Raw genomic sequence first — 20,776 nt, 5'->3', positions numbered from 1 at the left:
TCGATGCGAGAGAAGGTCACAGATGCGGGACGCGTACCACGAGGAGCTGGATTCGATCGGCGAGGGCCTGGTCGAGATGGCCCGGCTCGTCGGCTCCGCGATCGGGCGCGCCACCACGGCGATACTCGACGCGGACCTCAAGCTGGCCGAGAACGTCATCGCCGCCGACGAGAAGGTCGACGACCTCCAGCGCGATCTGGAGGCCCGCGCGATCGCCCTGCTGGCGCGGCAGCAGCCGGTCGCCACCGACCTGCGGATCGTCGTCACCTCGCTGCGGATGAGCGCCGACCTGGAGCGCTCCGGCGACCTGGCCCAGCATGTGGCCAAGCTGGCCCGGCTGCGCTTCCCGGAGTCGGCCGTTCCGCAGGATCTGCACGCCACCATCCTGGAGATGGGGCAGCTGGCGCAGCGCCTGATGGCCAAGGCCGCCGAGGTCATCATCACCAAGGACGTCGATCTCGCGCTGCAGCTGGAGCAGGACGACGACGCGATGGACATGCTGCACCGCACCCTCTTCCAGCACCTGATGGACGACCGCTGGAAGCACGGCATCGAGACGGCCGTGGACGTGACGTTGCTGGGCCGCTACTACGAGCGCTTCGCGGACCACGCGGTCTCCGTCGCCAAGCGGGTCGTCTACCTCGTGACCGGTGAGCACGCCGACGAGATCGCCCCGCCGACGACGGTGGAAGGCGCGTAGTCGCGGAGGCGAGAGGGGTCGCCGCGGCGGCGGGAGGCGCGGCCGCGGCGGGGTAGGGAGGCGTGGCACCGGCTGCTCCCTGCGGCTGTCGTGCAGCTGATCACGGCAGCGCGAGGAGGGCATGGGCCCGCCCCGTGAGCCGTCGTGCGCCGTTGACGTGTGCCCCCACGCGCCGTTGACGCGCCTCGGCACCCGGGCTTGCAATGGGCACCAGGTGACCCCTAGGAGGCAATGCATGGCACCCATGGCGGACTCCCCCAACCCCGCGCTCCAGGACGCCCCGACAGCCGTCGGGCGTCCGCTGCTCCCTCTGCTCGGCGCCTGCGGCTGCGGCTCCGGCTGCAGCTGCGGCTGTCAGTCGGGCGGCCCGTGCCAGTGCGGCGGCGGCTGCTAGCCACCCTGCACGGCGTGGCGCCGCTGCGGCACACAGCGCCATTGCGACACAGCGCCATTGCTGCCCCGGCTGGATGCTCTTCCGGCCGGGGCCGTTGCTGATCGGTTGCTGATCGGTTGCTGATCGGTCGGAAGACCTGTCGGTCCCTCGGCGGCCGGTCAGAAACCCGGCCGCCCCGTGGCCCCGGTCAGCGGTAGGTCAGAGCGAGACCGACAGCCGATGGATCTCGTCGGCCTTGTGGCCGGCCCGCTCGTGAATGCGCTGCACGGCCCCCGCCGACGGCGCGTCCGACAGGCAGAAGACATCGCCGGACTCGGTGTCGGCCCAGGCGTGCTCGAAGGTCACGCCTTCCTCGCTCTGAATGGCGAGATCGGCCTGGTGCGCCGCCTTGATGTCATCGGGGCCGAGACCCTTCATACCGTGATGAACGTCCATGAATTTGGGCATCGGACTCATCCTTCCGTTCGCGGACGATCAGTACCCCCGGTGCTCCCCGCACCCCTCCCTCCATGCTGCATCCGGACGCCGCGGTCCTCGCCCCGACCTCAGCGGCTCACCTTCCGTGGTGCGACCGCGGCCGGCCCGGTCCGGCTCGGTTCGGCACGGCTCGGCACGGCACGGCTCGGCACGGCTCGGCTCGGCTCGGCTCGGCCAGAGGGGACCCGTACGGCCGGACTCCCCTGCCCCGACCGTTGAGAAAAAGCACTCATCGGGCCCCGTCGCCGGCCCGTAAGCTTCCGATGCGCCGGGCAACTCGGCCCGCGAGGCGGGGCCGAAGCCCTCCCCGCCGGGTGGGCCCTCCCCTCAGGACGGTCCCTCTCCGCAGGGTGGGGGGCCGGCGCCCTGCTTCGAGCGCCCTCCACGTGTACGGGCCGCCTCCCGACACGATCGCGGAGATCCGCATGCCCCTCGAAGGACCGCGCTACCTCCTCGTCCAGGCCCGCTCCGAGCCCTCCCCTCTGTACGAGCCGTACGAGCGCGGCACGTACGAGGACATCGAGTCCTTCACCGGCAACGTCCCGCTGGACGCCCCCTCCCTGGACCTACCGGAAGAACTGACGCACGCGCTGCGCTCATGGTCACTCTCCCGTCCACCGGCCGGTTTCCCCTCCCGCCCGGACCTGCGGAAGCACGTCAAGCAGGGCCTGGTGGCGGCTCGGCAACTGGCCACGCACCTCGGTCCGTCGTGGGCCGTGCGCTACTGGGACGAGCGCCACCGGACATCGAAGTGGGTGTGCTGGGGCTGCGAACGCCTGCACTGGGAGCGCGACAGCCACGGCACGCCTCCGCACCCGCTGGACCTCATCGTCGAGGGCGAGTTCCACTACGGCCCGCTGCGCTCCGAAGGATTCGGGGACTTCTTCCCCGATGACCCGACCGCCGCCCTGCATTTGTCCGACGGCCTCGTCACCGCTCTGTACGGCTGGGCGGACGAAATCGACACCACCCTGAACCTCCACATCCGCGACCGGGTGGAAGGCAAGTTACGACGACACCTGGCAGCGCCTGTTCCACGAGGGCAGAACCCTGTCCACACAGCTCGCCCACGAACTCGGCCCCAGCTGGACCGTGACCTACAAGGGCCTGGCGAACGGCGGCCTGGCCGCCATGACGTATGAGGTGTGGCAAGGGGACAGGGAATTGCCGGCGTGAGACGGGAGTGGCGAGCGTGACGGAGGGAGAACGGAGAGCGGACCCGTATACCGCCGCTTCACCAGTCCTGCCATGCTATGTCCCCGGATTACGGGACTGCGGGCATCCGGCCCAGCCCGACCCATCGGAGCCTCAGCTCCACTCCCGCACTCATGCGGGCTGGTAGTCCCGAAGAGCAATAAGCACACGCGCCATGCCCTCCCCAACCGCCTCGGTCAGCGCCGCTCGACGACTCCCATCATGCTGGGCCTACTGAGGCACACAATCTTGAGGCGATTTTCGGTCACATTTACGTCCGAGGTCCGCTGGCCGAGTTGAGATGCATTGAACTCACCTCGACTTACGCCACGTTGTGGAAACAAGCGTTCCACTGCAGCACGGAAGAGCGGCGGGAATGTTACACCATGCGTATGACACCAACGCAGATCACCGCTAACCTGACAGGTCGCAGGCTTGGGCCGTGACATCCGGGGGAGTCCTAATGCTGCATGGGCAGATGCTCTGCTACGGCGCTGCCGGTGGGGCACTGGTGTCACTCGTGACGCTCTATAAGCACCTGCAGATGCGGAACCAATGGCCCTGGCAGGTGAAAAACGGGCCAACAAAGCCGATGTACTTCACTGGCGAGATCATACGGGTCTTATTAGGCGCTGGCGTTGCATGGGGAATCGCCGCAACGGATCAGTTGGGCGTCTTCGGAGCAATCGTGGTTGGCGCGGGGGCGCCAGCCATCCTTGACAAGTGGCAGCGAGCAGCGCCCGGGCTCGCAATGACTCAGCACGCGGCAATGACGGAAACATCTCAGCAGTCAGGAGGAGCTAACCCTGGCGTAACGAGGATGACCGTAGGTCGTTCAACCGCTGAGGAAGGTGGCGTGTAAGTATGGGAACTCGTTTCTTAGACGCCCTGACCCATAGTGGGCCAGGGTACGAATTACCTCAAGATGACGTCTGGACTGAAGCACGCACGAGTTCCAGTCGTTTCATCGACGCATTAACTCACAGCGGTCCGGGCTACTCATTGCCGTCTGCGGCAGAGATGAACGAGATTGCCGAACTGAAGCGACGTAAGGCAAATGACCTAAACATCGCCTTGCTGGAGGGATTCGAGCACTTCCTCTACGCAAAAGGGCACTTGGAGGCTGCGTCCCGGGCAGAGGGTGCGGAAGAGAAAAAGAGTCAGCTTGAAGCAGCCGTGGCATGCCTGCGCGTTTACCTACGTCATGCCGATGGACCGATGGGCCTGGCTTTAGAGGCAGCACGGGAGGATTTAGGCCCTCTCGACCTGCGATCGAGGCTCATGATGCACCGTCTCGACCACGTCCTCCGGAGGCTGAAGGGCGCCGTCCAGAGCCTCTTGGGCGCCCTAGAGAGGCCAGGGAAGCCTAGAGAGCGGATAGCCCACCAGTCGCAAGTGGCCGTAAAGAAGGCAACGCGATCCATGGAGGTCCTCTGCCACGCTGTAGCCCGGTAATAAGCAGGAGCACCTACCCGCAGGTTCAACCACGGGGTCGGCCAGGGAAATTTCGGGGTCGACCCCACGAGCTTTATATGGAATATCTGGGAGCCAGTGGCCTTGCTGAGTGCGGCGAAACGGCTTTGAGGCGGCGCTGCTTTGGTGCGAGTGATCAGGCCCCGTAAGCTTTCGGCGCGTCGGGCAATCTGTGGACCTACCCGGTAAATAATGACGTTGGGACCGTGATCTTCGGGCGTCGCATCTAAGTGATTACCTACGGCCATGGAGCCGAGCGCCCCAACCACGACGTACTGGAGTCGGCTCCGGAAAGTGCGGCGCTGACCGGCTGCTGATCGTTGCTTTAAACGTCCCATCGAGGTATTGCCCCGCTCCCGTCACGTGCAGAGGTAGGGCGCTTCGTTGTCCTTTGCGGGTTGCGCCAGAGGGGACGAGCACAGATGGCGGCAACGCGCACGGCGGGCGGCTGATCGTCCTGGGACGCGCAGGCTGGGGCAGAGCACTCGGCTCTCGCGCAAAGGCATGTGAATCAGCCCGCCGTAGGCTGCCTGCATGATCCGTGTGGTGGCGTTCGACGTGGGAGAGACGCTGATCAGGGACGACCGCGGGTGGGGTGCGTGGGCTGACTGGCTCGGCGTCAACCGGCATACGCTGTCCGCCCTGGTGGGCGCTGTGGTTGCCCAGGGGCGGGACAACTCCGACGCGCTGAGGCTCGCGCGTCCGGACATCGACATCGGGGCCGAACGGGCGGCGATGGAGCGGGCCGGCCAGGGGGAGTTCCTGGATGAGTCGGATCTGTACCCCGATGTGCGCCCGGCACTGGCGGCGCTCCGGACGGCCGGGATGCGCGTGGTCGTGGCCGGCAACCAGACAGTCAGGGCGGGTGAGTTGCTGCGCGGGCTCGAACTTCCGGTGGATGGCCTTGCCACGTCTGGTGAGTGGGGCGTGGCCAAGCCGGACCCGGAGTTCTTTGCGCGTGTTGTCGAGCTGGCAGGCGTTCCGGCGGGGGAGGTGGTGTACGTAGGCGACCACCCCCAGAACGACGTCGTGCCGGCCCATGCTGCCGGCATGCGGGCGGGCCACCTGCGCCGTGGCCCCCTCGGGCACCTCTGGGCGGACAGCGATGCTGCACAGACCGCGGACTATCGGTTCACGGACCTGTTCGAGCTGGTGGACGTACTGAGGACGTGATGACTCAACTGCACTCGTCCACACATGAGATGCGAGGAGGGCTGATTGCACTCCCGGAGCGTGACGGTGAGGGTACGGTGCGGAGTGGCTGCACCGAACGGAGGCCGTATGGCCAGCATCGTGTACCACGGGGTGGGCCCACGCATCGCCTACGAACGTCGGATTGCCTGCCTGAGCCAGGCCGGTCTTGCCCGCGGCGCCCGTGTCTCGCTCGGAACGATTCGAAAGGTGGAGCGCGGTGAGCGGGGGGTGTCGGATGCGGTCCTGGAAGCCATCGCCGGTGCGCTCGGCATCGACCCCACCAGACTCTTACCGGAGCGGGCACTGCCGGACGATCGCGTGCATCAGGCGATGCCGGGGCTGTCGGCCGTACTCGCCGCATACGAGGAGCCGGGCGACGGGCCGTGCCGCGACCTGCCCGAGCTGCGCGAAGCTGCGTCCACGGTCGTCGGGCACAGACTGAGCGCGCAGTACGCGCGCATCGCCCGGTCCTCGCCGGGGCTGCTCACCGAGCTGTGCCGCGCGTTGGGCACCGCGGCGCCCGGCGACCGGCCCGAGGTGGCGCGGCTGGTGGTGGACGCCTGCCGAGCCGTGGACGCGGTGGCGTTCAAGCACGGGGCGAATGATCTCTCCGCGCGACTTCTCGACCTGATGAAGTGGGCCGGGGCGCAGACCCACGATCCGATCGTGGACGCGACGGTGGCCTACGTCCGGGCCGAACTGCACTTCGGCGCCGCGACACACGCGGTCGGTCTACGGGCCCTTGAGCGTGCGCTCGAACGCGCTCCGCTCACCGACTCGGCGGAGGCGCTGGCGGCCCGTGGCGCGCTGCACATGCGGGCCGCGGTTCTCGCCGGTCGCGCCGGTGGCGGCGACGCCGCAGACGTTCACCTCGACGATGCGCGGAAGCTCGGCGACCGGGTGCCGGAGGGTGTCTACCGGGGCACCGCATTCGGCCCGGACAGCGTCCGCGTACACGAGGTGTCGGTGGCCGTGAGCCTGGGCGACGGCCATGTGGGGCGCGCGCTGCGGTTGGCTCGCGAGTGGCGGCCGCCACTTGGTCTGCCGGCCGAGCGCCGGTCGGGTTTCTACATCGAGCTCGGCCGCGCCCAACTCTGGTCGGGCCGGCCCGATGCTGCCTTCGAGTCGCTGAAGATGGCCCGCCGGATCGCGCCGCAGCACGCCCGGGAGCACCGGTGGGTGCGCGAGGACGCTGCCACCCTGCGCCGCCTGAAGCGTGCGGATGCAGCATCTCTCAGCAGCTTCGCCGAGTGGTGCCACGCCGGGGCAAGCTCCTGAACGTACCCCTGGCAGGGGTACTTGAGGGGCAGCCGCGGGACCACTCTCTCCTTGAGCCCAACGGCACAGGGAGAAACCTTGACCGCAACGACAGCCCCAGCTGCCACCCGTCCCGACGCAGGAAGCACCGTCCGGCTGCAGAACGAGGCGGGTTGCAGGTGCCACGCTGCCCACAGCACACCCTTCATCATGTCGGCGAGAACGGTCACCACTCCGATCGGAGGAGGCATGCCGGCCCGGTTCGTGGGCTGCCCGCAGCACCAGCACCGGAGGTCGCAGTGACTGCGGCAACCGGCACGCCGGGCCGACGCGAGATCCAGGAAGCGATCCGGCATGCGCTGCGCCCCGGGCCGCCTCCGCCCTACCCCGAATTAGTTGTACTGGAGCGGACCTTTCTCCTTGTCATCGCCGAGCTGTACGGCGTGGTCGAGCGGCAGCAGCGCGGCCAGGCCGCGGACGGCCAGGGACGGGCCCGGCTGAACTCGATCCGGTACCAGACATCTGTCGGTCTGGGCGACGGCCTGATGTCTGCCCACATGCAGGTGCGCGCCCTCGCCCGGGACTGTCAGTGGCTGGCGGAGCAGCACAGCGCAGGGACCGCCGGCATCTCCGGAGGTGGGCAGTGACCACCGACTCCCCCCGTTGCGGCTGCGGCAGCAACCTCGACCTGCGGGACGTGATCCTCGACTCCGCCTCGGGGCCGTGCATCGTCATCACCTTCTGCGGCCGGTGCGCCCCCGGCGCGGTGCCACCGATACCGCCCGGTGTCGCGAAGATCCTCGCCCGGCGGGCCGGTGTCCACCTGCCGGACGGCCCGCCGACGAACCGTCCTTGAACTCCCACGGCGATGCGACGTCCGCTGGTCGTGGGAAGCGACTTCACCGCGTGGCTTCGGCAGCCGGCGGTCCCTTTGGTCTTGTGTGGCTCACCCGCTCCTCACAGGAGCACGCCGACCCGGCATTCACCAGGGCCGTCACACTCCGCCTGCGGCCCGGGGCCGTAGGTGGTGGTGCAGCAGGGCCGCCGCGCACACCACGACGGGGGCCGCGACGGCCGGTACGGTCCACCACGGGATGCCGGTCCACAAGGCCGGGAGCCCCGTCCCGACGCAGACGGCGGTGCTGGTGGTGAGCAGGATCCTGCCGTACGGATTCCAGGTGAACGGCTCGTAGCCGCGCGGTCTGACAAGGCGTGCCGCGCCGAATGTGAATGCCTGAGCTGCGAGGAGCGCGGCGAGCGTGCCGAGGGCGGCGTTCATCTGAAGCTCGTCACGGGGCGCATCGGCGCTGTTCTGCCGGACCCCGTCCTTGCTGAGCACCACGATGACACGGCGCCAGACAGTGGCGGTGACCCGGTCGCCCGGCTCCAGCTGCTCAAGGAGCGGTCCCGCGTCACCGAAGGTCACGGCTCCCCGCCAGAAGTCCTCGTCCTTCAGGGTCGCCTCGTAGGTGGAATTCTTCCCGGTCTTGATGACTGTCTTCACGACGGTGAAAGGCCGGGTGCTCAGGCAGTCAGTCGCTCCCTGCGCCGTGGCGGGAGCGGGACAGAACTCGGCTGCCCGGTAGTCCCGGTAGCGCTCTCTGTCGGCGGGCAACCACGCGGCGAACGCGACGAAGCAGAACGCCGCCGGTATCAGAGACAGCAGGATCAGCAGCACGCCCATGAACCGCGTCCGACCCGGCGACCGCCCGCCGGCACCGTCCTTGCCCGGCGGTCTGCCCGCGCCGTGAGCCCTCGCCCGCGCCGTTGTCATCGCCCGGCTCCCTCCGCCCAGCCTCCATCAACCAGACAGGGATACACCCAGCTCGCACGGCGTTCCGCGAGAATGCCGGCTTCCGTATTCCGGCAAACCCGGCACGGTGCTGTACGTCGCTGCCGCGCGGCACGGCGAAGCCCTCGTCCAGGTATCCCGGCGTGGGCTCGACCTGCCGTGCGCCCGGCAGGGTTCGAACCTGCCGTCTTCTGATCCGTGGAGCTCCGTGCGGGGCCGAACTCCCGTCCCTCGATGCTGACTTGTGGCAGCGTGCGGAGGGCCTTCTTCCGGTGGGCGGGGCCGAAAGATCATGCGAGAGTGGGCGCATGACGGCACCAGAGGTCACGGATGTGGCGGTCGACGAGGCCGAGGGGCTCGCGGTGGAGGGCCTGCGGTGGCTTACCGGGGCGGCGCGGGAGACCGCCGGCGGAGGCCTCGCCTGGGCGACCAGGCCCTCGGACGACGCGCTCAACCCGATGCTCTACAGCGGTACGGCCGGGATCGTCCCCGTACTCCTGGAGGCGTGGCGGCACTTCGGCGATGACGCCTACGCCGACACCGCCCTGCGCGCGGCCCGCAGCCTCGCGGAGTCTGTCGGCGGCATCGACGACGACTCGCTCTACTTCGGCCGCACCGGAATGGCCCTCGTCCTGCGGTCCGTTCATGACGAACTCGGCGACACGGCCGCCGGCGCCGCCGCGGACCGCGCGCTGGAACTCGTGCGGTCACGCTTCGACGGGGAGCGCTGGGGCGAGCTGTACGAGCTGATGGGCGGCAACGCGGGGATCGGCCTGGGTGCGCTCGTGGCCGGCGACGCCGAACTGGCCGTTCGCGCCGTGGAGCCGTATCTGCGGACGGGTGAGCAGACCCCGGCCGGTGTCCACTGGGCCCACCGCACCGGCGTCGACGCCCGTTTCCACCACCTCTCGCACGGCACGCTCGGCATCGTCCTGTCGCTTGCCAGGGTCGGCCGGGCCACCGGCCGGGCGGACCTGGTCGAGCTGGCGCTGGCCGGTGCCGCGGACGTAGTGGCGCGTGACGAAGCGGGGCCCGAGGGCTTTCTGGTGCTGCACTCCACTCCGCAGTTCCGCCCCGATGTGGTCGAGCCCATCAGCTACGGCTGGTGCCACGGACCGGCCGGCGACGCCCAGGTCTTCCGGCTGCTGCGGGACCTCACGGCCGACCCCGTCTGGCCCGCCTTGGCCGATCGCTGCTGGCACACGGTCACCCACTCCGGCCTGCCCCGGCGGCTGCGCCCCGGCTTCTGGGACAACAACGGCCGCTGCTGCGGCACCGCGGGCGTTCTGGCCCTGGCCTGCGACCGGCTCGTCGAACAGCAGGACCGGTACGACTTCGCCCACGTCCTCGTCGCGGACCTCGCCGCCCGCGCGATCCGGGACACCGACGGCGCCCGCTGGTCCAGCTTTGACCACCGGGCCACCCCGGGCGACCTCGAACCCTGCACCGGCTGGGCGAACGGCAACGCGGGCATCGTGCGCGAACTCCTGCGCTTCGTACGGCTGAGCCGCGGGGGCGATCCCCGATACGCGTTCGCCTGGCCGGACCAGCCTCCGGTGCGCGCTTAAGGGCTGTCCCGTAGGCGACGGTCCGGCGCTGGGGAGCCGACGCCGTGTCGTGTCGGACCGCAGCGAAAAGCCCCCTACTCGCGGAACACCGCAGGCAGGAGGCTTCTTGCGGGGGCCCTACTTCTTCTTGCCCTGGTTCTTCACTGCCTCGATGGCGGCCTTGGCGGCCTCCGGGTCGAGGTAGGTGCCGCCGGGCTTGAGCGGGCGGAAATCGGCGTCCAGGTCGTAGGCGAGCGGGATGCCGGTGGGGATGTTCAGGCCGGCGATGTCCTCGTCGGAGATGCCGTCGAGGTGCTTGACCAGGGCGCGCAGCGAGTTGCCGTGGGCCGCGACCAGGACCGTCTTGCCGGCGCGGAGGTCCGGGACGATGCCGTCGAACCAGTACGGGAGCATGCGGACGACGACGTCCTTCAGGCACTCCGTCTGCGGGCGCAGCTCCGGCGGGAGGCCGGCGTAGCGCGGGTCGGAGAACTGCGAGTACTCGGCGTCACGGTCGAGCGCGGGCGGCGGGGTGTCGTACGAGCGGCGCCAGAGCATGAACTGCTCCTCGCCGAACTCGGCCAGCGTCTGCGCCTTGTCCTTGCCCTGCAGCGCACCGTAGTGGCGCTCGTTCAGCCGCCAGCTGCGGTGGACCGGGATCCAGTGCCGGTCGGCGGACTCCAGGGCCAGCTGCGCGGTGCGGATGGCGCGCTTCTGGAGGGAGGTGTGCACTACGTCGGGGAGCAGGCCGGCGTCCTTCAGCAGCTCTCCGCCGCGGACTGCCTCCTTCTCGCCCTTCTCGTTGAGGTTGACGTCCACCCAGCCGGTGAACAGGTTCTTCGCGTTCCACTCGCTCTCGCCGTGGCGGAGGAGGATCAGCTTGTACGGTGCGTCGGCCATGGCGTCGAGCGTAATCCAAGTCGGCGCGGCACCTTGCGTGGGTCCAGGACCTGGGCATTCCGGCGTCGTTTGACGCTTCCCGTCAATTGGCTGGTGGCGGGGACCGGGCCCTGTGTAGGTTGCGTATGCGGCTTGAGCCACTTACATGAGCTGCTTGCGTGAGCCCCTTACGCGGCGGCGCGATCGGCTCGTCGTCGCTTCCCGCCCTCCCACGCCCCTTCCATGCACCGCGTCGCCGCCATCACCACTCCACGGGGGAACTGTCATGTCCGCATCCGTAGCGAAACCCTCCGGGACGGCGGCCCGTCTCAAGCGAGCCGCCCTCGAAAGCGTCTCCGGTCTCCCCCGGCAGTTCTGGTGGCTGTGGACCAGCACCTTGATCAACCGGCTGGGCGCCTTCGTCGCCACCTTCCTCGCCCTCTACCTGACCGTCGAGCGCGGCTACTCGGCCTCCTACGCGGGCCTGGTCGGTGCGCTCTACGGCCTCGGCGGGGTGATCTCGTCCGTGGGCGCCGGGGTGCTGACCGACCGGCTCGGCCGGCGGCCCACGATGCTGGCGGCGCAACTGTCGACGGCGGCGTCCGTGGCGCTGCTCGGCTTCATGGCGGACCCGGTCGCGATCGCGGCGGTGGCGGGCGTGGTCGGTATGACGACCAACGCCTCCCGGCCCGCCGTACAGGCGATGATGGCGGACATCGTCGCCCCGGAAGACCGCGTCCGCGCCTTCTCCCTCAACTACTGGGCGATCAACCTCGGCTTCGCCGTCTCCTCCACCGCCGCCGGACTCATCGCCCAGCACGGCTACCTGTCGCTCTTCCTGGGCGAGTCCGCGCTGGTGCTGGCCTGCGCGCTGGTCGTCTTCTGGAAGCTCCCCGAATCGCGGCCCGCCGCGGGGGCACCGGACGACCCGGATGGCCTGGACGGCCCGGGTGGCCCGGACGGCGGCGGCCGTGCGGCCGCAGCCCCCGTCTCGATGCTGACCGTCCTGCGCGACGGCCGCTTCATGACCGTCGTCGGCCTCAACCTGCTGCTCGCCCTGCTCTTCCAGCAGGCGTATGTCTCGATGCCCGTGTCGATGGGCCGGGACGGCTTCTCCAGCGCCGACTTCGGCCTGGTCATCGCGGTCAACGGCGTTCTCGTCGTGCTGTTGCAGATCCCCGTGACGCGCTTCATCGAACACCGCAGCCCGGCCATGCTCCTCATCGGCTCGGCACTGCTCACCGGTTACGGCTTCGGGCTGACCGCGCTGGCGGACTCGGTCGCCCTGTACGCGCTCGCGGTCACCGTCTGGACGCTCGGCGAGATCATCAACTCCCCGACCCAGATGGGCCTGGTGGTGCGCCTCTCGCCGCTGCACGGCCGCGGCCGCTACCAGGGCATGTACGCGCTGTCGTGGTCCATCGCCTCCCTGACCGCCCCTCTCCTCGGCGGCATGGTGATCGACCACTACGGTGCCGATGCGCTGTGGGCCGGCTGCGCGGCCGTCGGCACGGTGGCGGCCATGGGTTACGGGCTGCTGCTGCGGAGCCTGCCGGGGCAGCAGGCGGCGGTGGTCCGCTCGCCGCGGCCCGCGGATACGGGATCGTCCACGGAGGCGGAAGCGCCCCTGCGCCCGGGAGCCCGCGCGGACGCGGACGCGGAAGCGCCCACACGCGTGTAGGGCCGCGGCGGTGCGGAGGCGTTTGCACCCCCGCTGAGCCCGCGCGGATGCGGCCACGCCCTCGGTCGCGCCCTTCGCTGCCGCCGACCGGCCGACGGTCACGCCCGCGGCCGTGCCGCCCACCCGTGTGGCTGTCGGTGTCGCCGCCGTAGGTGCCGTCGTTGGTGACGGTGATGCGCGTGCGGGCCTCGGCCGAGGGCGGCACGCGCCCCTGACGTGGCATGGAGGAGCTATGAGGGTGCGCGGTTCAGGGGGGCGGAGGGCCCGGCGGTTCGTGGTGGCCGGGGCGCTGGTGGTCGCGGGGGTGCTGGTCGCGGTGCCGACGGGGGTCCGGAAGGCTGCCGGGGTGGCAGCGGCGGACGGGGCTGCCGGGGCGGACAGGGTCGCCGGAGCGGACGGGGTGGCCGGGCCCGGGGGCGGGGCTTCCCGGGTACCGGCCGACGGGCCCTCGGCCGAGGCCATGACGCTGCCCGCGCCCACCGGCCGGTACCTCGTCGGTACGGTCGCGCTTCACCTGACCCACCGGTCGCGCACCGATCCATGGGCCGGCCGGCGGACGCACCGGGAGTTGATGGTGAGCGTCCGGTACCCGGCGCGGGCGGGTGCCGGGCGGTATCCGACCGCGCCGCAGCTGTCGGCGCGCGAGGCGGCGGCGTTCGACGCGCGGAACAACTTCTCGGAGCAGGTGCCGCCGGGGAAGGTGCGGTGGGCGGCAACCCGCACCTCGGCGCACGTGGGGGCGCCCCTGGCCGCGGGCCGGTCTTCCCGGCGGTGGCTGCCGGTGGTGCTCTACTCCCCCGGCGTCGGCGATCCGCGCTCGTTCGGCAGCACGCTCTGCGACGAACTGGCCTCCCGCGGCTACGCGGTGGTCACCATCGACCACACCTACGAGGCGCCCGCCGTGGAGTTCCCGGACGGACGGCTGGCGCGCAGCGTGCTGGCGACGGAGTTGGCGAAGGCGCAGAAGAGCGGGCGGATCACGGAGTTGCTGAGAAAGGTCAGCGGGGTGCGGGTGGCCGATGTCCGCTTCGTCCTCGATGAGTTGGCCGAGCGGGGAGCCGCCTCGCCGGTGCCCGCCGGCCTCCGGCGGGCGCTGGATCTGCGTGCCGTCGGGATGTTCGGGCAGTCGGCCGGCGGGTTCACGGCGGCGCAGACGCTGCATGACGACCGGCGGATCAAAGCCGCGGTGAACCTGGACGGGGTGATGGGCTACACCCAGCGGGACGACGACCCCGCGAACCCGTCGACGGTCGGACGCGAGGGCGTGGACCGGCCGTTGCTGCTGATGGGGATGGCGGGGAACACCCATCACACGGTGGCGTCCTGGGGCGCGGTGTGGCGGCACAGTACGGGCACCTGGCTACGGGACCTGACGCTGCGCGGCAGCAGGCACGCCAGTTATACGGATGCGGAGGCGCTGGTGCCGCAGATCGCGCGGCGGGTGGGGCTGCCGCGCACCGAGGTGACGGCGCTGATCGGGACGGTCGACCCGGCGCGGGCGGTCGCGGCGCAGCGGGCGTACGTTTCCGCGTTCTTCGACCGGTGGCTGCGCGGGCGGGACGACGGCGGGCTGCTGGACGGGCCCTCGGGACGGTTTCCGGAGGTGCAGTTCGTGCCGTGAGGTGCAATTCGCGCTGTGCGGTGCAGTTCGTGCTGTGAGGTGCAGTTCGTGCCGTAGACGGCGGTGCGAGTCGGGAAGGGGCCGGGGGCCGGCCGGATTACCGGTCGGCCCCCGGGGACGCGGGAGCGCAAGGGCACGGAGCCGCAGCGCTCAGGCGGCCGTCCCGAAGTGCACGGTCTTCGCGGTCAGCAGGAACAGATCGGTGCGGCGGTCGATGCCTGCCGGGTCGGCCGGGTCGAGGAGCCGGTCCAGGGTGGACCGGTCCTCGGCGTTCAGGGTCTCGGCGAGCGTCTGGCGGGACCGTTCCAGGGACTGCCGCGCGAACCGCCGGGGCCCGTCGGCCAGGGGCGCGGGATGGTCCACGAGGAAGGTCCTGCTCCGCGCGTCGGTGAGCCCCGCGGCGCGCAGCATGCCGGGCCAGTCCTCGACCACCGCCATCGAGCCGGGCAGCTCGGCCCGCATCCGGCTGAAGCGGTCCGCCTGCGCCGCGTCGAGGCGTTCCTGCAGCCCGGGGCGTCCGAAACCGAGGTCCCGCGGGAGCCAGCGAGCCGGCAGGCCGCCCTCGACGACGGCCAGGACCCCGCCGGGTTCGAGCAGCCCGGCCAGCTGCTTCACCACGCCCTGCTGGTCGCCTACGTGGTGGAGCGCCTGCCCGGACCACACCAGGTCCGCCGGCCCGAGACCGGCCAGCCCCGCGGGGAAGTCGGCCTGCTGCGTGCGCAGCCGGACGCCGAGCCGTCCGGCCCGGTCCCCGGCGCGGGCCAGCAGTTCCGGGGCACCGTCCACCGCGGTGACCTCGGCCTGCGGGAACGTCGCGGCCAGTCGGCAGGCCGCGACGCCCGGGCCGCTGCCGACGTCCAGGATCCGGCGGGGGGCGAGGTGCGTCAGCTCGGCGAGGGCCTGCTGGACGTAGGGGCTGTGCGTCTCGCCCTCCAGCTCCAGCAGGTCGGCCATGGCGGCCCAGTCGAAGTCGGGGTCGGGGGTGTGGCCGTGGGTGTGGCCGTGTCCGTGAGCGTGGCCGTGGGTGTGGTTACCGCTCTGGGTGTGGTTACCGCTCTGGGTGGGGTTGCCGTCGTGGGTGTGGTCGTTGTCGGTCATCGCACCTTCTCCAGTTATTCGTGCTCCGCCGGCGCTTCCTCGGTCAGGTCCGCGTTCACCGCGGGAATTTCCTGGCGCCGACCATGCGCCAGGACCTTCGAGTCCGGCAAACATTGTTGCCGTTTCCGCAAAAGGTGCGGTGCACCCCGTTACACCTGGTCCTCCCCCGCCCCTGACTCAGCACCGCAGGCTCATACGGTGGTGGTACGACGCCACACGTCAGCACGGAACAAAGGAGCCTTGTGACCACTCCCCCGGGCGCTCATGCCGACCTCCACTACACCGACCACGGCAGCGGAAGCCCAGTGGTCCTGGTACACGGGGTGGCCGGCGGCATCACCACCAGCTGGGGGAGCTTGCCGGAGCGGCTGGCCGAACACCACCGCGTCATCGCCGTGGACAATCCGGGCTCGGGCCACAGCCCGCTCCCCGACGGCCCCCTGCAGCTGGACACCCTCGCCGACAGCATCGCGCTGACGGCCGAGCGCGCCGGTCTTGAGCGCTACACCGTCGTGGGCTACTCGATGGGCAGCGCCATCGCCGTACGCCACGCCACCCGGCACCCCCACCGCACAGCGGCCCTCGCTCTCCTCGCCGGTTTCGCCCAACCCGACCCCCGCCTACGCCTGGCCCTCCGCATCTGGCGTGACCTGCTGGACGTCGACGAGCGATTGCTCGGGCGCTATCTCCTGCAACAGTCGTGCGGCCCGGCCGGCCTGGCACAGCTGAACGGCACGGACATCGATCGCCTCGCGGAGGAGACGGCGGCCGGGCTGCCGCCCGGCACCCGGCGGCACATCGACCTCGCGCTGCGTCTCGACGTTCGCGATGACCTCCCCCGTATCGATGCGCCTGCTCTCGTCGTCGCCGCGTCCGAGGACATCCTCGTCGCCCCCAGCCATTCCGACGCCCTTGCCCAAGGCATCAAGGGCAGCCGCCTCGTCCGTGTACCGGCCGGCCACGACGCGCCGGCGGAACAGCCGGCGGCCATCGCCGCACACATCCACACCCTCACCCACCGATGACCCGACAGCTTGTCAGCCGCTCCTCGAACTCAAGCGGCCAGGCCGTTTCTGCCACCAGCGGGCGCCACGGTGGAGCCGCCCGTCCCTGGGGTCTGAGGGCTTTCAGAAAGTTGGGAGTCCGCGCGCCCTGCCGGCATGCAGCGGGCGAGTGGGAGGAGACCTACGACTCCCCGGCGCTCCCCCGCGTCAGATGCGTGAACGCGTCCAGGTTGCGGGTGGACTCGCCGCGCGACACCCGCCAGGCGTACTCCTTGCGGATGGCGGTGGCGAAGCCCATTTCCAGCAGGGTGTTGAAGCTGCCGTCGGCGTTCTCCAGGACCGTGCCGAGGATGCGGTCGAGCTCGTCGGGCGTGACGGCGGCCAGCGGGAGCTTGCCGACGAGGTAGACGTCGCCGAGCTTGTCGATCGCGTAACTGACGCCGTAGAGGCGGGTGTTGCGTTCGAGGAGCCAGCGGTGCACGGCCTCGTGGTTCTCGTCGGGGTGCCGGACGACGAAGGCGTTGATGGAGAGGGAGTGCCTGCCGACGATGAGCGAGCAGGTCGTGGAGAGCTTGCGGGTGCCGGGGAGCTTGATGACGTAGGTGCCGTCGGAGGGCGATTCCCATTCGAGCTCGGCGTCGGTCAGGGTCCGCTCGATCACGGCCTGCGCCGCCGGAACCGTCCCGGCAGCCGAGTTGCCGTTGCCGTTGCGGTTGCCCACTGCCCCGCTCGTCTCTCGCTCGTCACCCATGGAGGGATCGTAGGTGACGGCGGTGCTCCTGCATGGCGGCGGTGTAGACGTCACCCGTGGCCGCGGCGGCGGTGTCCCAGCCGAAGGACTGGGCGTGCCGGGCGGCGTCGGTGCCCATCCGGGCGGGCAGGGCCGGGTCCGCGACGAAGCGGCCGAGCGCGCGGGCGTAGTCGGCCGGATCATGGCCGTTGACGAGGAAGCCGCTGACGCCGTCGCGCACGGCCACCGGCAGGCCGCCGACCGCGGCCGCGATGACCGGGGTCCCACAGGCCTGGGCCTCGATGGCAACCAGTCCGAAGGATTCGCTGTACGAGGGCATGACCAGCACGGATGCGGCGCGGTACCAGTCGGCGAGCTGTTCCTGGCCGACCGGTGGGCGGAACTGCACCAGGTCGGCGATGCCGAGCCGGGCGGCCAGCTTCTGCAGCCCCTCGGGCTTGGCCAGGCCGCTGCCGCTGGGCCCGCCGACCACGGGCACGACCATCCGGGAGCGCAGCGAGGGGTCCTCGTCCAGCAGGGCGGCGGCGGCCCGCAGCAGGATGTCGGGCGCCTTCAGCGGCTGTATTCGGCCGGCGAACAGCGGGATGACCGCGTCCTGCGGCAGGCCGAGGCGGGCGCGGGCGGCGGCCCGGCTCTCGGCGACCTCGCCGCCGGTGGGCCGGAAGCGGTCCAGATTGACCCCGGGGTGCACCACGGCGACCTTGCCGGGCTCGGCCTCGTAATGCCGGGCGAGTTCGTCCGCCTCCTCGGCGGTGTTGGCTATCAGGCGGTCGGCGGCCCGGACGATCTGTGTCTCGCCGATCACCCGGGCGGCCGGCTCGGGGGCGTCGCCGGCGGCCAGCGCGGCATTCTTGACCTTGGCCATGGTGTGCATGGCGTGCACCAGCGGAACGCCCCAGCGCTCGGCGGCCAGCCAGCCGACATGGCCGGAGAGCCAGTAGTGGGAGTGCACCAGGTCGTAGTAACCGGGGCGGTGACCGGCCCAGGCCTGCATCACGCCATGGGTGAAGGCGCACAGCTGGGCGGGCAGCTCCTCCTTGGCCAGGCCCTCGTACGGGCCGGCGTCCACATGCCGTACGAGGACGCCCGGGGCGAGCTCGACGGCGGGCGGGAGGGTGCCGGTGGTGGCGCGGGTGAAGATCTCCACCTCGATGTTGATCGAGGCGAGCTTCCTGGCCAGCTCGACGATGTAGACGTTCATACCGCCGGCGTCGCCCGTACCGGGCTGGTGCAGCGGAGAGGTGTGGACGCTGAGCATCGCCACCCGGCGCGGGCGGCGTGCGCTGCCGGGCAGGCGCAGGCGGGCCTGCCCCGGGAACTGGCCGTGCGGCCGACTGCGGAGCCGGGACACGTGTGGGCTCACGTCGAGCTACCTCCTAGGCGGGGCGGACGGCACGCCTCCGAACCCCTGCAACAATGCACCGCGGCCATCCATTTCCGTCCGGCATGCCCTGGCGGCACTTTGCCAAAGCGTGACCAAGCGCGGGCCATGGGTGCCGCAGCGGGGCGGGGGGCCGAGGGTGCCTCGGCGGACGGCGTTCCGGCGCCCACCCCCTACCCTCAAGGACATGGCCCGCCGCCCCAGCGTCTCCCCCGTCCCCCAGATATCTCCCGGCTCCCCCGCCTCTCGGGTCTCTCCCGTTTCCCCCGGCTCCGCCGCCGCCCTGATCCCCGCGCAGTCCCGGTCCGCAACCGGGCAGGCCCGGCCCGTACCCGGGCAGTCCCGGACCGCAACCGGGCAGTCCCGGACCGGCCCCGGGCAGTCCCGGACCGGCCCCGGGCGCTCCCGGCCCGTGGGAAACGCCACCCGCGGGACCACCAACCCCAACCGGCTGCGCCGCATGGACCGCTGGATAGCCGCCGAGCACGGTGCCGTGCTGCGCCGCGCCGCCGACCCCGTGGCGGTCGATCTCGGCTACGGCGCCGCGCCCTGGACCGCGGTGGAGCTGCTGGGGCGGCTGCGGACGGTGCGCCCGGACGCCCGGGTCGTCGGCATAGAGATAGATCCGGCGCGGGTCGAGGCCGCCCGGCCGTACGAGCGGGCGGGGCTGGACTTCCTCCACGGCGGCTTCGAGGTACCGCTGCCGGGGCAGCGCAAGCGGGCGCCGGTCCTCATCCGGGCCGCGAATGTGCTGCGGCAGTACGACGAGGAAGAAGTGGCCGCCGTGTGGCAACGGCTCTGCGCACGGCTGGCGCCCGGCGGGCTGCTGGTCGAGGGCACCTGCGACGAGATAGGGCGCCGGCACGTCTGGGTGGCGCTGGGCCCCGAGGGCCCGCGCACGGTCACCTTCGCCGCTCGCCTCAGCACCCTCCACACACCCTCTGAACTGGCGGAACGCCTCCCCAAGGCGCTGATCCACCGCAATGTGCCGGGCGAGCCGGTGCACGCCTTCCTCCGGGACTTCGACCGCGCCTGGGCCACCGCCGCCCCGCTCGGCGCACTCGGCGCCCGCCAGCGGTGGCGCGCCGCCGTACAGGCCCTGGCCACGGACTGGCCGCTGACGGGTGACCCGCGGCGCCGGCGGCAGGGGGAGGTCACGGTGCGGTGGGAGGCACTTGCGCCCAAGGGGAGTGGGATGGGGAGTGCGCGCTGATCGGTCAGCAGCGCGGCCTTCGCCACGCGGTCGGTCAGCAGCGCGGCCTTCGCCACGCGGTCAGTCGCAACGCAGCCGTCCCTGCCCGTTCAGCAACACAGCCTTCGCTACGCGCTCAGCACCGGGTCCCCGAGGGCAAGGGCCCCCAGCTCCCGCAGCCGCCCCTCCGTCTTTGAGCCGCGCTCGGCCGTATACGTCACCAGCGCCTGGTCCGGGTCGGCGCTCAGCCGGAAGCTCTCGAAGGTGAGGACCAGTTCGCCGACGCGTGGATGCAGGAGGGACTTGGTGCCGCACAGGCACTCGGACACCGACTGGGTCTCCCAGATCCGCCGGAAGTCCCGGCTCCGTGCGAGGAGTTCATTGACCACCTCGCAGATCCGCGGGTCCTCGGGATGCCGTCCGCTCTCGGCGCGCAGATTGCCGACCACCTCCAAGGCCTTCGCCTCCCAGTCCGCGTGCAGGGCGCGGGCCGCCGGGTCGAGGAAGACCAGCAGCGCGGTGTTGCGCCGGTCCGGGGCGAGCGCCGGGAGGTCGAAGGAGATCCGGCCGCCGAGCGCGTTCCAGGCCAGGATGTCCAGGGCGCGGCCGAGGACCACCGCCGGAACGGTGGCCTCCATCGCGTCCAGGAGCCGCTGGATCTCGGGGCGTACGGTCTGCCGGGGCACGGCGCACGGGCCACCGTCCGGGCCCGGGGCGGCGACGCAGTCCGCCGGGCGCCGCCGGGGCGCCGCGACATTGTGCAGGTACGTCATTTCGCCGTCGGACAGCCGCAGCGCCCGCGCGATCGCGTCCAGGACGGAGTCGGAGATGGCGGGCGCGCGGCCCTGTTCGATCCGGGTGTAGTAGTCGACGCTGATGCCGGCGAGCTGCGCGACCTCCTCGCGCCGCAGGCCGCGCACCCGGCGGCGGTTGACCCCGTCGGGCAGGCCGAGCTCCGCCGGGTCGAGCGCCGCCCGGCGCACCTTGAGGAACGAGCCGATCTCGATTTCCGCGTGCAGCATCGGTCCAGTATGCGACGCACCGCGGACCGGGCGATTCCGCCGGCCCCAGGCCGGCAGCTGTCCCGTCCCCCTCCTTCTGTCCCACAATGCACCGCAGCGGCGGCGACGCTCGGATTGTC

At 71.0% G+C, this 20,776-nt stretch carries 19 protein-coding genes; 12 read left to right on the top strand and 7 right to left on the bottom strand.

All coding sequences use genetic code 11. From position 1 onward, the window contains the following. Window positions 1-22: 22 nt before the first annotated feature. Entirely contained in the window at window positions 23-700 is a 678-nt protein-coding gene (phoU, locus tag ABZ851_RS24770; protein ID WP_361131383.1) for a phosphate signaling complex protein PhoU, read from the top strand. Window positions 701-1,292: 592 nt separating this feature from the next. On the opposite strand, the gene ABZ851_RS24765 is transcribed toward phoU, so the two are convergent. Further along, complete coding sequence (locus ABZ851_RS24765; protein WP_361131381.1) at window positions 1,293-1,541, bottom strand: SCO4226 family nickel-binding protein; 249 nt, start codon at window positions 1,539-1,541, stop codon at window positions 1,293-1,295. Between the two features lie 455 nt (window positions 1,542-1,996). On the opposite strand from ABZ851_RS24765, the gene ABZ851_RS24760 reads away from it, so the two are divergent. From ABZ851_RS24760 to ABZ851_RS24735, 6 genes are all read left to right on the top strand, one after another. Beyond that, the gene (locus ABZ851_RS24760) at window positions 1,997-2,713 is read left to right on the top strand and encodes a hypothetical protein (RefSeq protein WP_361131378.1); all 717 of its coding nucleotides are present in this window, start codon (window positions 1,997-1,999) and stop codon (window positions 2,711-2,713) included. 1,072 nt (window positions 2,714-3,785) lie between these two features. Then, the gene (locus ABZ851_RS24755; RefSeq protein WP_361131375.1) at window positions 3,786-4,220 is read left to right on the top strand and encodes a hypothetical protein; all 435 of its coding nucleotides are present in this window, start codon (window positions 3,786-3,788) and stop codon (window positions 4,218-4,220) included. Window positions 4,221-4,772: 552 nt separating this feature from the next. Beyond that, on the top strand, window positions 4,773-5,411 hold the full coding sequence (locus ABZ851_RS24750; RefSeq protein WP_361131372.1) for an HAD family hydrolase: 639 nt from the start codon (window positions 4,773-4,775) through the stop codon (window positions 5,409-5,411). A gap of 108 nt (window positions 5,412-5,519) precedes the next feature. Further along, the gene (locus ABZ851_RS24745) at window positions 5,520-6,710 is read left to right on the top strand and encodes a helix-turn-helix transcriptional regulator (RefSeq protein ID WP_361131369.1); all 1,191 of its coding nucleotides are present in this window, start codon (window positions 5,520-5,522) and stop codon (window positions 6,708-6,710) included. A gap of 278 nt (window positions 6,711-6,988) precedes the next feature. After that, window positions 6,989-7,336 carry a DUF6415 family natural product biosynthesis protein gene (locus ABZ851_RS24740; RefSeq protein WP_361131366.1) on the top strand — a complete coding sequence of 116 codons (348 nt, stop codon included), beginning with the start codon at window positions 6,989-6,991 and terminating at the stop codon, window positions 7,334-7,336. After that, a complete protein-coding gene (locus ABZ851_RS24735) occupies window positions 7,333-7,545 on the top strand; it encodes a hypothetical protein (RefSeq protein WP_361131363.1) in 213 nt (70 codons plus the stop codon). The genes ABZ851_RS24740 and ABZ851_RS24735 overlap by 4 nt, the downstream gene beginning before the upstream one ends. 138 nt (window positions 7,546-7,683) lie before the next feature. On the opposite strand, the gene ABZ851_RS24730 is transcribed toward ABZ851_RS24735, so the two are convergent. Further along, entirely contained in the window at window positions 7,684-8,373 is a 690-nt protein-coding gene (locus ABZ851_RS24730; RefSeq protein WP_361131360.1) for a hypothetical protein, read from the bottom strand. Between the two features lie 416 nt (window positions 8,374-8,789). Here ABZ851_RS24730 and ABZ851_RS24725 point away from each other — a divergent pair, with 416 nt between their 5' ends. Next, on the top strand, window positions 8,790-10,049 hold the full coding sequence (locus tag ABZ851_RS24725) for a lanthionine synthetase LanC family protein (RefSeq protein WP_361131357.1): 1,260 nt from the start codon (window positions 8,790-8,792) through the stop codon (window positions 10,047-10,049). 117 nt (window positions 10,050-10,166) lie between these two features. Here the strand turns inward: ABZ851_RS24725 and ABZ851_RS24720 are convergent, their stop codons facing one another. Then, entirely contained in the window at window positions 10,167-10,928 is a 762-nt protein-coding gene (locus tag ABZ851_RS24720; RefSeq protein ID WP_088799309.1) for a phosphoglyceromutase, read from the bottom strand. Between the two features lie 265 nt (window positions 10,929-11,193). Here ABZ851_RS24720 and ABZ851_RS24715 point away from each other — a divergent pair, with 265 nt between their 5' ends. Together ABZ851_RS24715 and ABZ851_RS24710 are read left to right on the top strand one after the other, a co-directional pair. Continuing rightward, window positions 11,194-12,588, top strand: coding sequence for an MFS transporter (locus ABZ851_RS24715; protein WP_361131354.1), 1,395 nt, complete (start codon window positions 11,194-11,196; stop codon window positions 12,586-12,588). A gap of 238 nt (window positions 12,589-12,826) precedes the next feature. Beyond that, the gene (locus tag ABZ851_RS24710; RefSeq protein WP_361131351.1) at window positions 12,827-14,209 is read left to right on the top strand and encodes a hydrolase; all 1,383 of its coding nucleotides are present in this window, start codon (window positions 12,827-12,829) and stop codon (window positions 14,207-14,209) included. 150 nt (window positions 14,210-14,359) lie between these two features. Here ABZ851_RS24710 and ABZ851_RS24705 read toward each other — a convergent pair whose 3' ends face one another. Beyond that, window positions 14,360-15,307 (bottom strand): methyltransferase domain-containing protein, encoded by a 948-nt coding sequence (locus tag ABZ851_RS24705; RefSeq protein ID WP_361131348.1) that lies wholly within the window; start codon window positions 15,305-15,307, stop codon window positions 14,360-14,362. A gap of 242 nt (window positions 15,308-15,549) precedes the next feature. Between ABZ851_RS24705 and ABZ851_RS24700 the strand changes: the two genes are divergently transcribed. Next, on the top strand, window positions 15,550-16,332 hold the full coding sequence (locus tag ABZ851_RS24700; protein WP_361131345.1) for an alpha/beta hydrolase: 783 nt from the start codon (window positions 15,550-15,552) through the stop codon (window positions 16,330-16,332). Window positions 16,333-16,492: 160 nt separating this feature from the next. On the opposite strand, the gene ABZ851_RS24695 is transcribed toward ABZ851_RS24700, so the two are convergent. Both ABZ851_RS24695 and mshA read right to left on the bottom strand, forming a co-directional pair. Next, on the bottom strand, window positions 16,493-17,062 hold the full coding sequence (locus ABZ851_RS24695) for a YbjN domain-containing protein (protein ID WP_361131342.1): 570 nt from the start codon (window positions 17,060-17,062) through the stop codon (window positions 16,493-16,495). Continuing rightward, window positions 17,055-18,425: a D-inositol-3-phosphate glycosyltransferase gene (mshA, locus tag ABZ851_RS24690; protein WP_361131339.1), complete on the bottom strand. Its 1,371-nt coding sequence runs from the start codon at window positions 18,423-18,425 to the stop codon at window positions 17,055-17,057. Before mshA ends, ABZ851_RS24695 begins: the two co-directional genes overlap by 8 nt. Window positions 18,426-18,903: 478 nt before the next feature. Here mshA and ABZ851_RS24685 point away from each other — a divergent pair, with 478 nt between their 5' ends. After that, a complete protein-coding gene (locus ABZ851_RS24685; protein ID WP_361131619.1) occupies window positions 18,904-19,656 on the top strand; it encodes a class I SAM-dependent methyltransferase in 753 nt (250 codons plus the stop codon). 107 nt (window positions 19,657-19,763) lie between these two features. On the opposite strand, the gene ABZ851_RS24680 is transcribed toward ABZ851_RS24685, so the two are convergent. Beyond that, window positions 19,764-20,657 carry a helix-turn-helix transcriptional regulator gene (locus ABZ851_RS24680; RefSeq protein ID WP_361131336.1) on the bottom strand — a complete coding sequence of 298 codons (894 nt, stop codon included), beginning with the start codon at window positions 20,655-20,657 and terminating at the stop codon, window positions 19,764-19,766. Window positions 20,658-20,776: the final 119 nt, after the last annotated feature.

This window comes from Streptomyces sp. NPDC047049 (assembly GCF_040643995.1).
Classification (GTDB): Bacteria; Actinomycetota; Actinomycetes; order Streptomycetales; family Streptomycetaceae; genus Streptomyces; species Streptomyces mooreae.
Note: the sequence above shows the minus strand (reverse complement) of the source record. Positions and strands in the feature narration are given on the sequence as shown.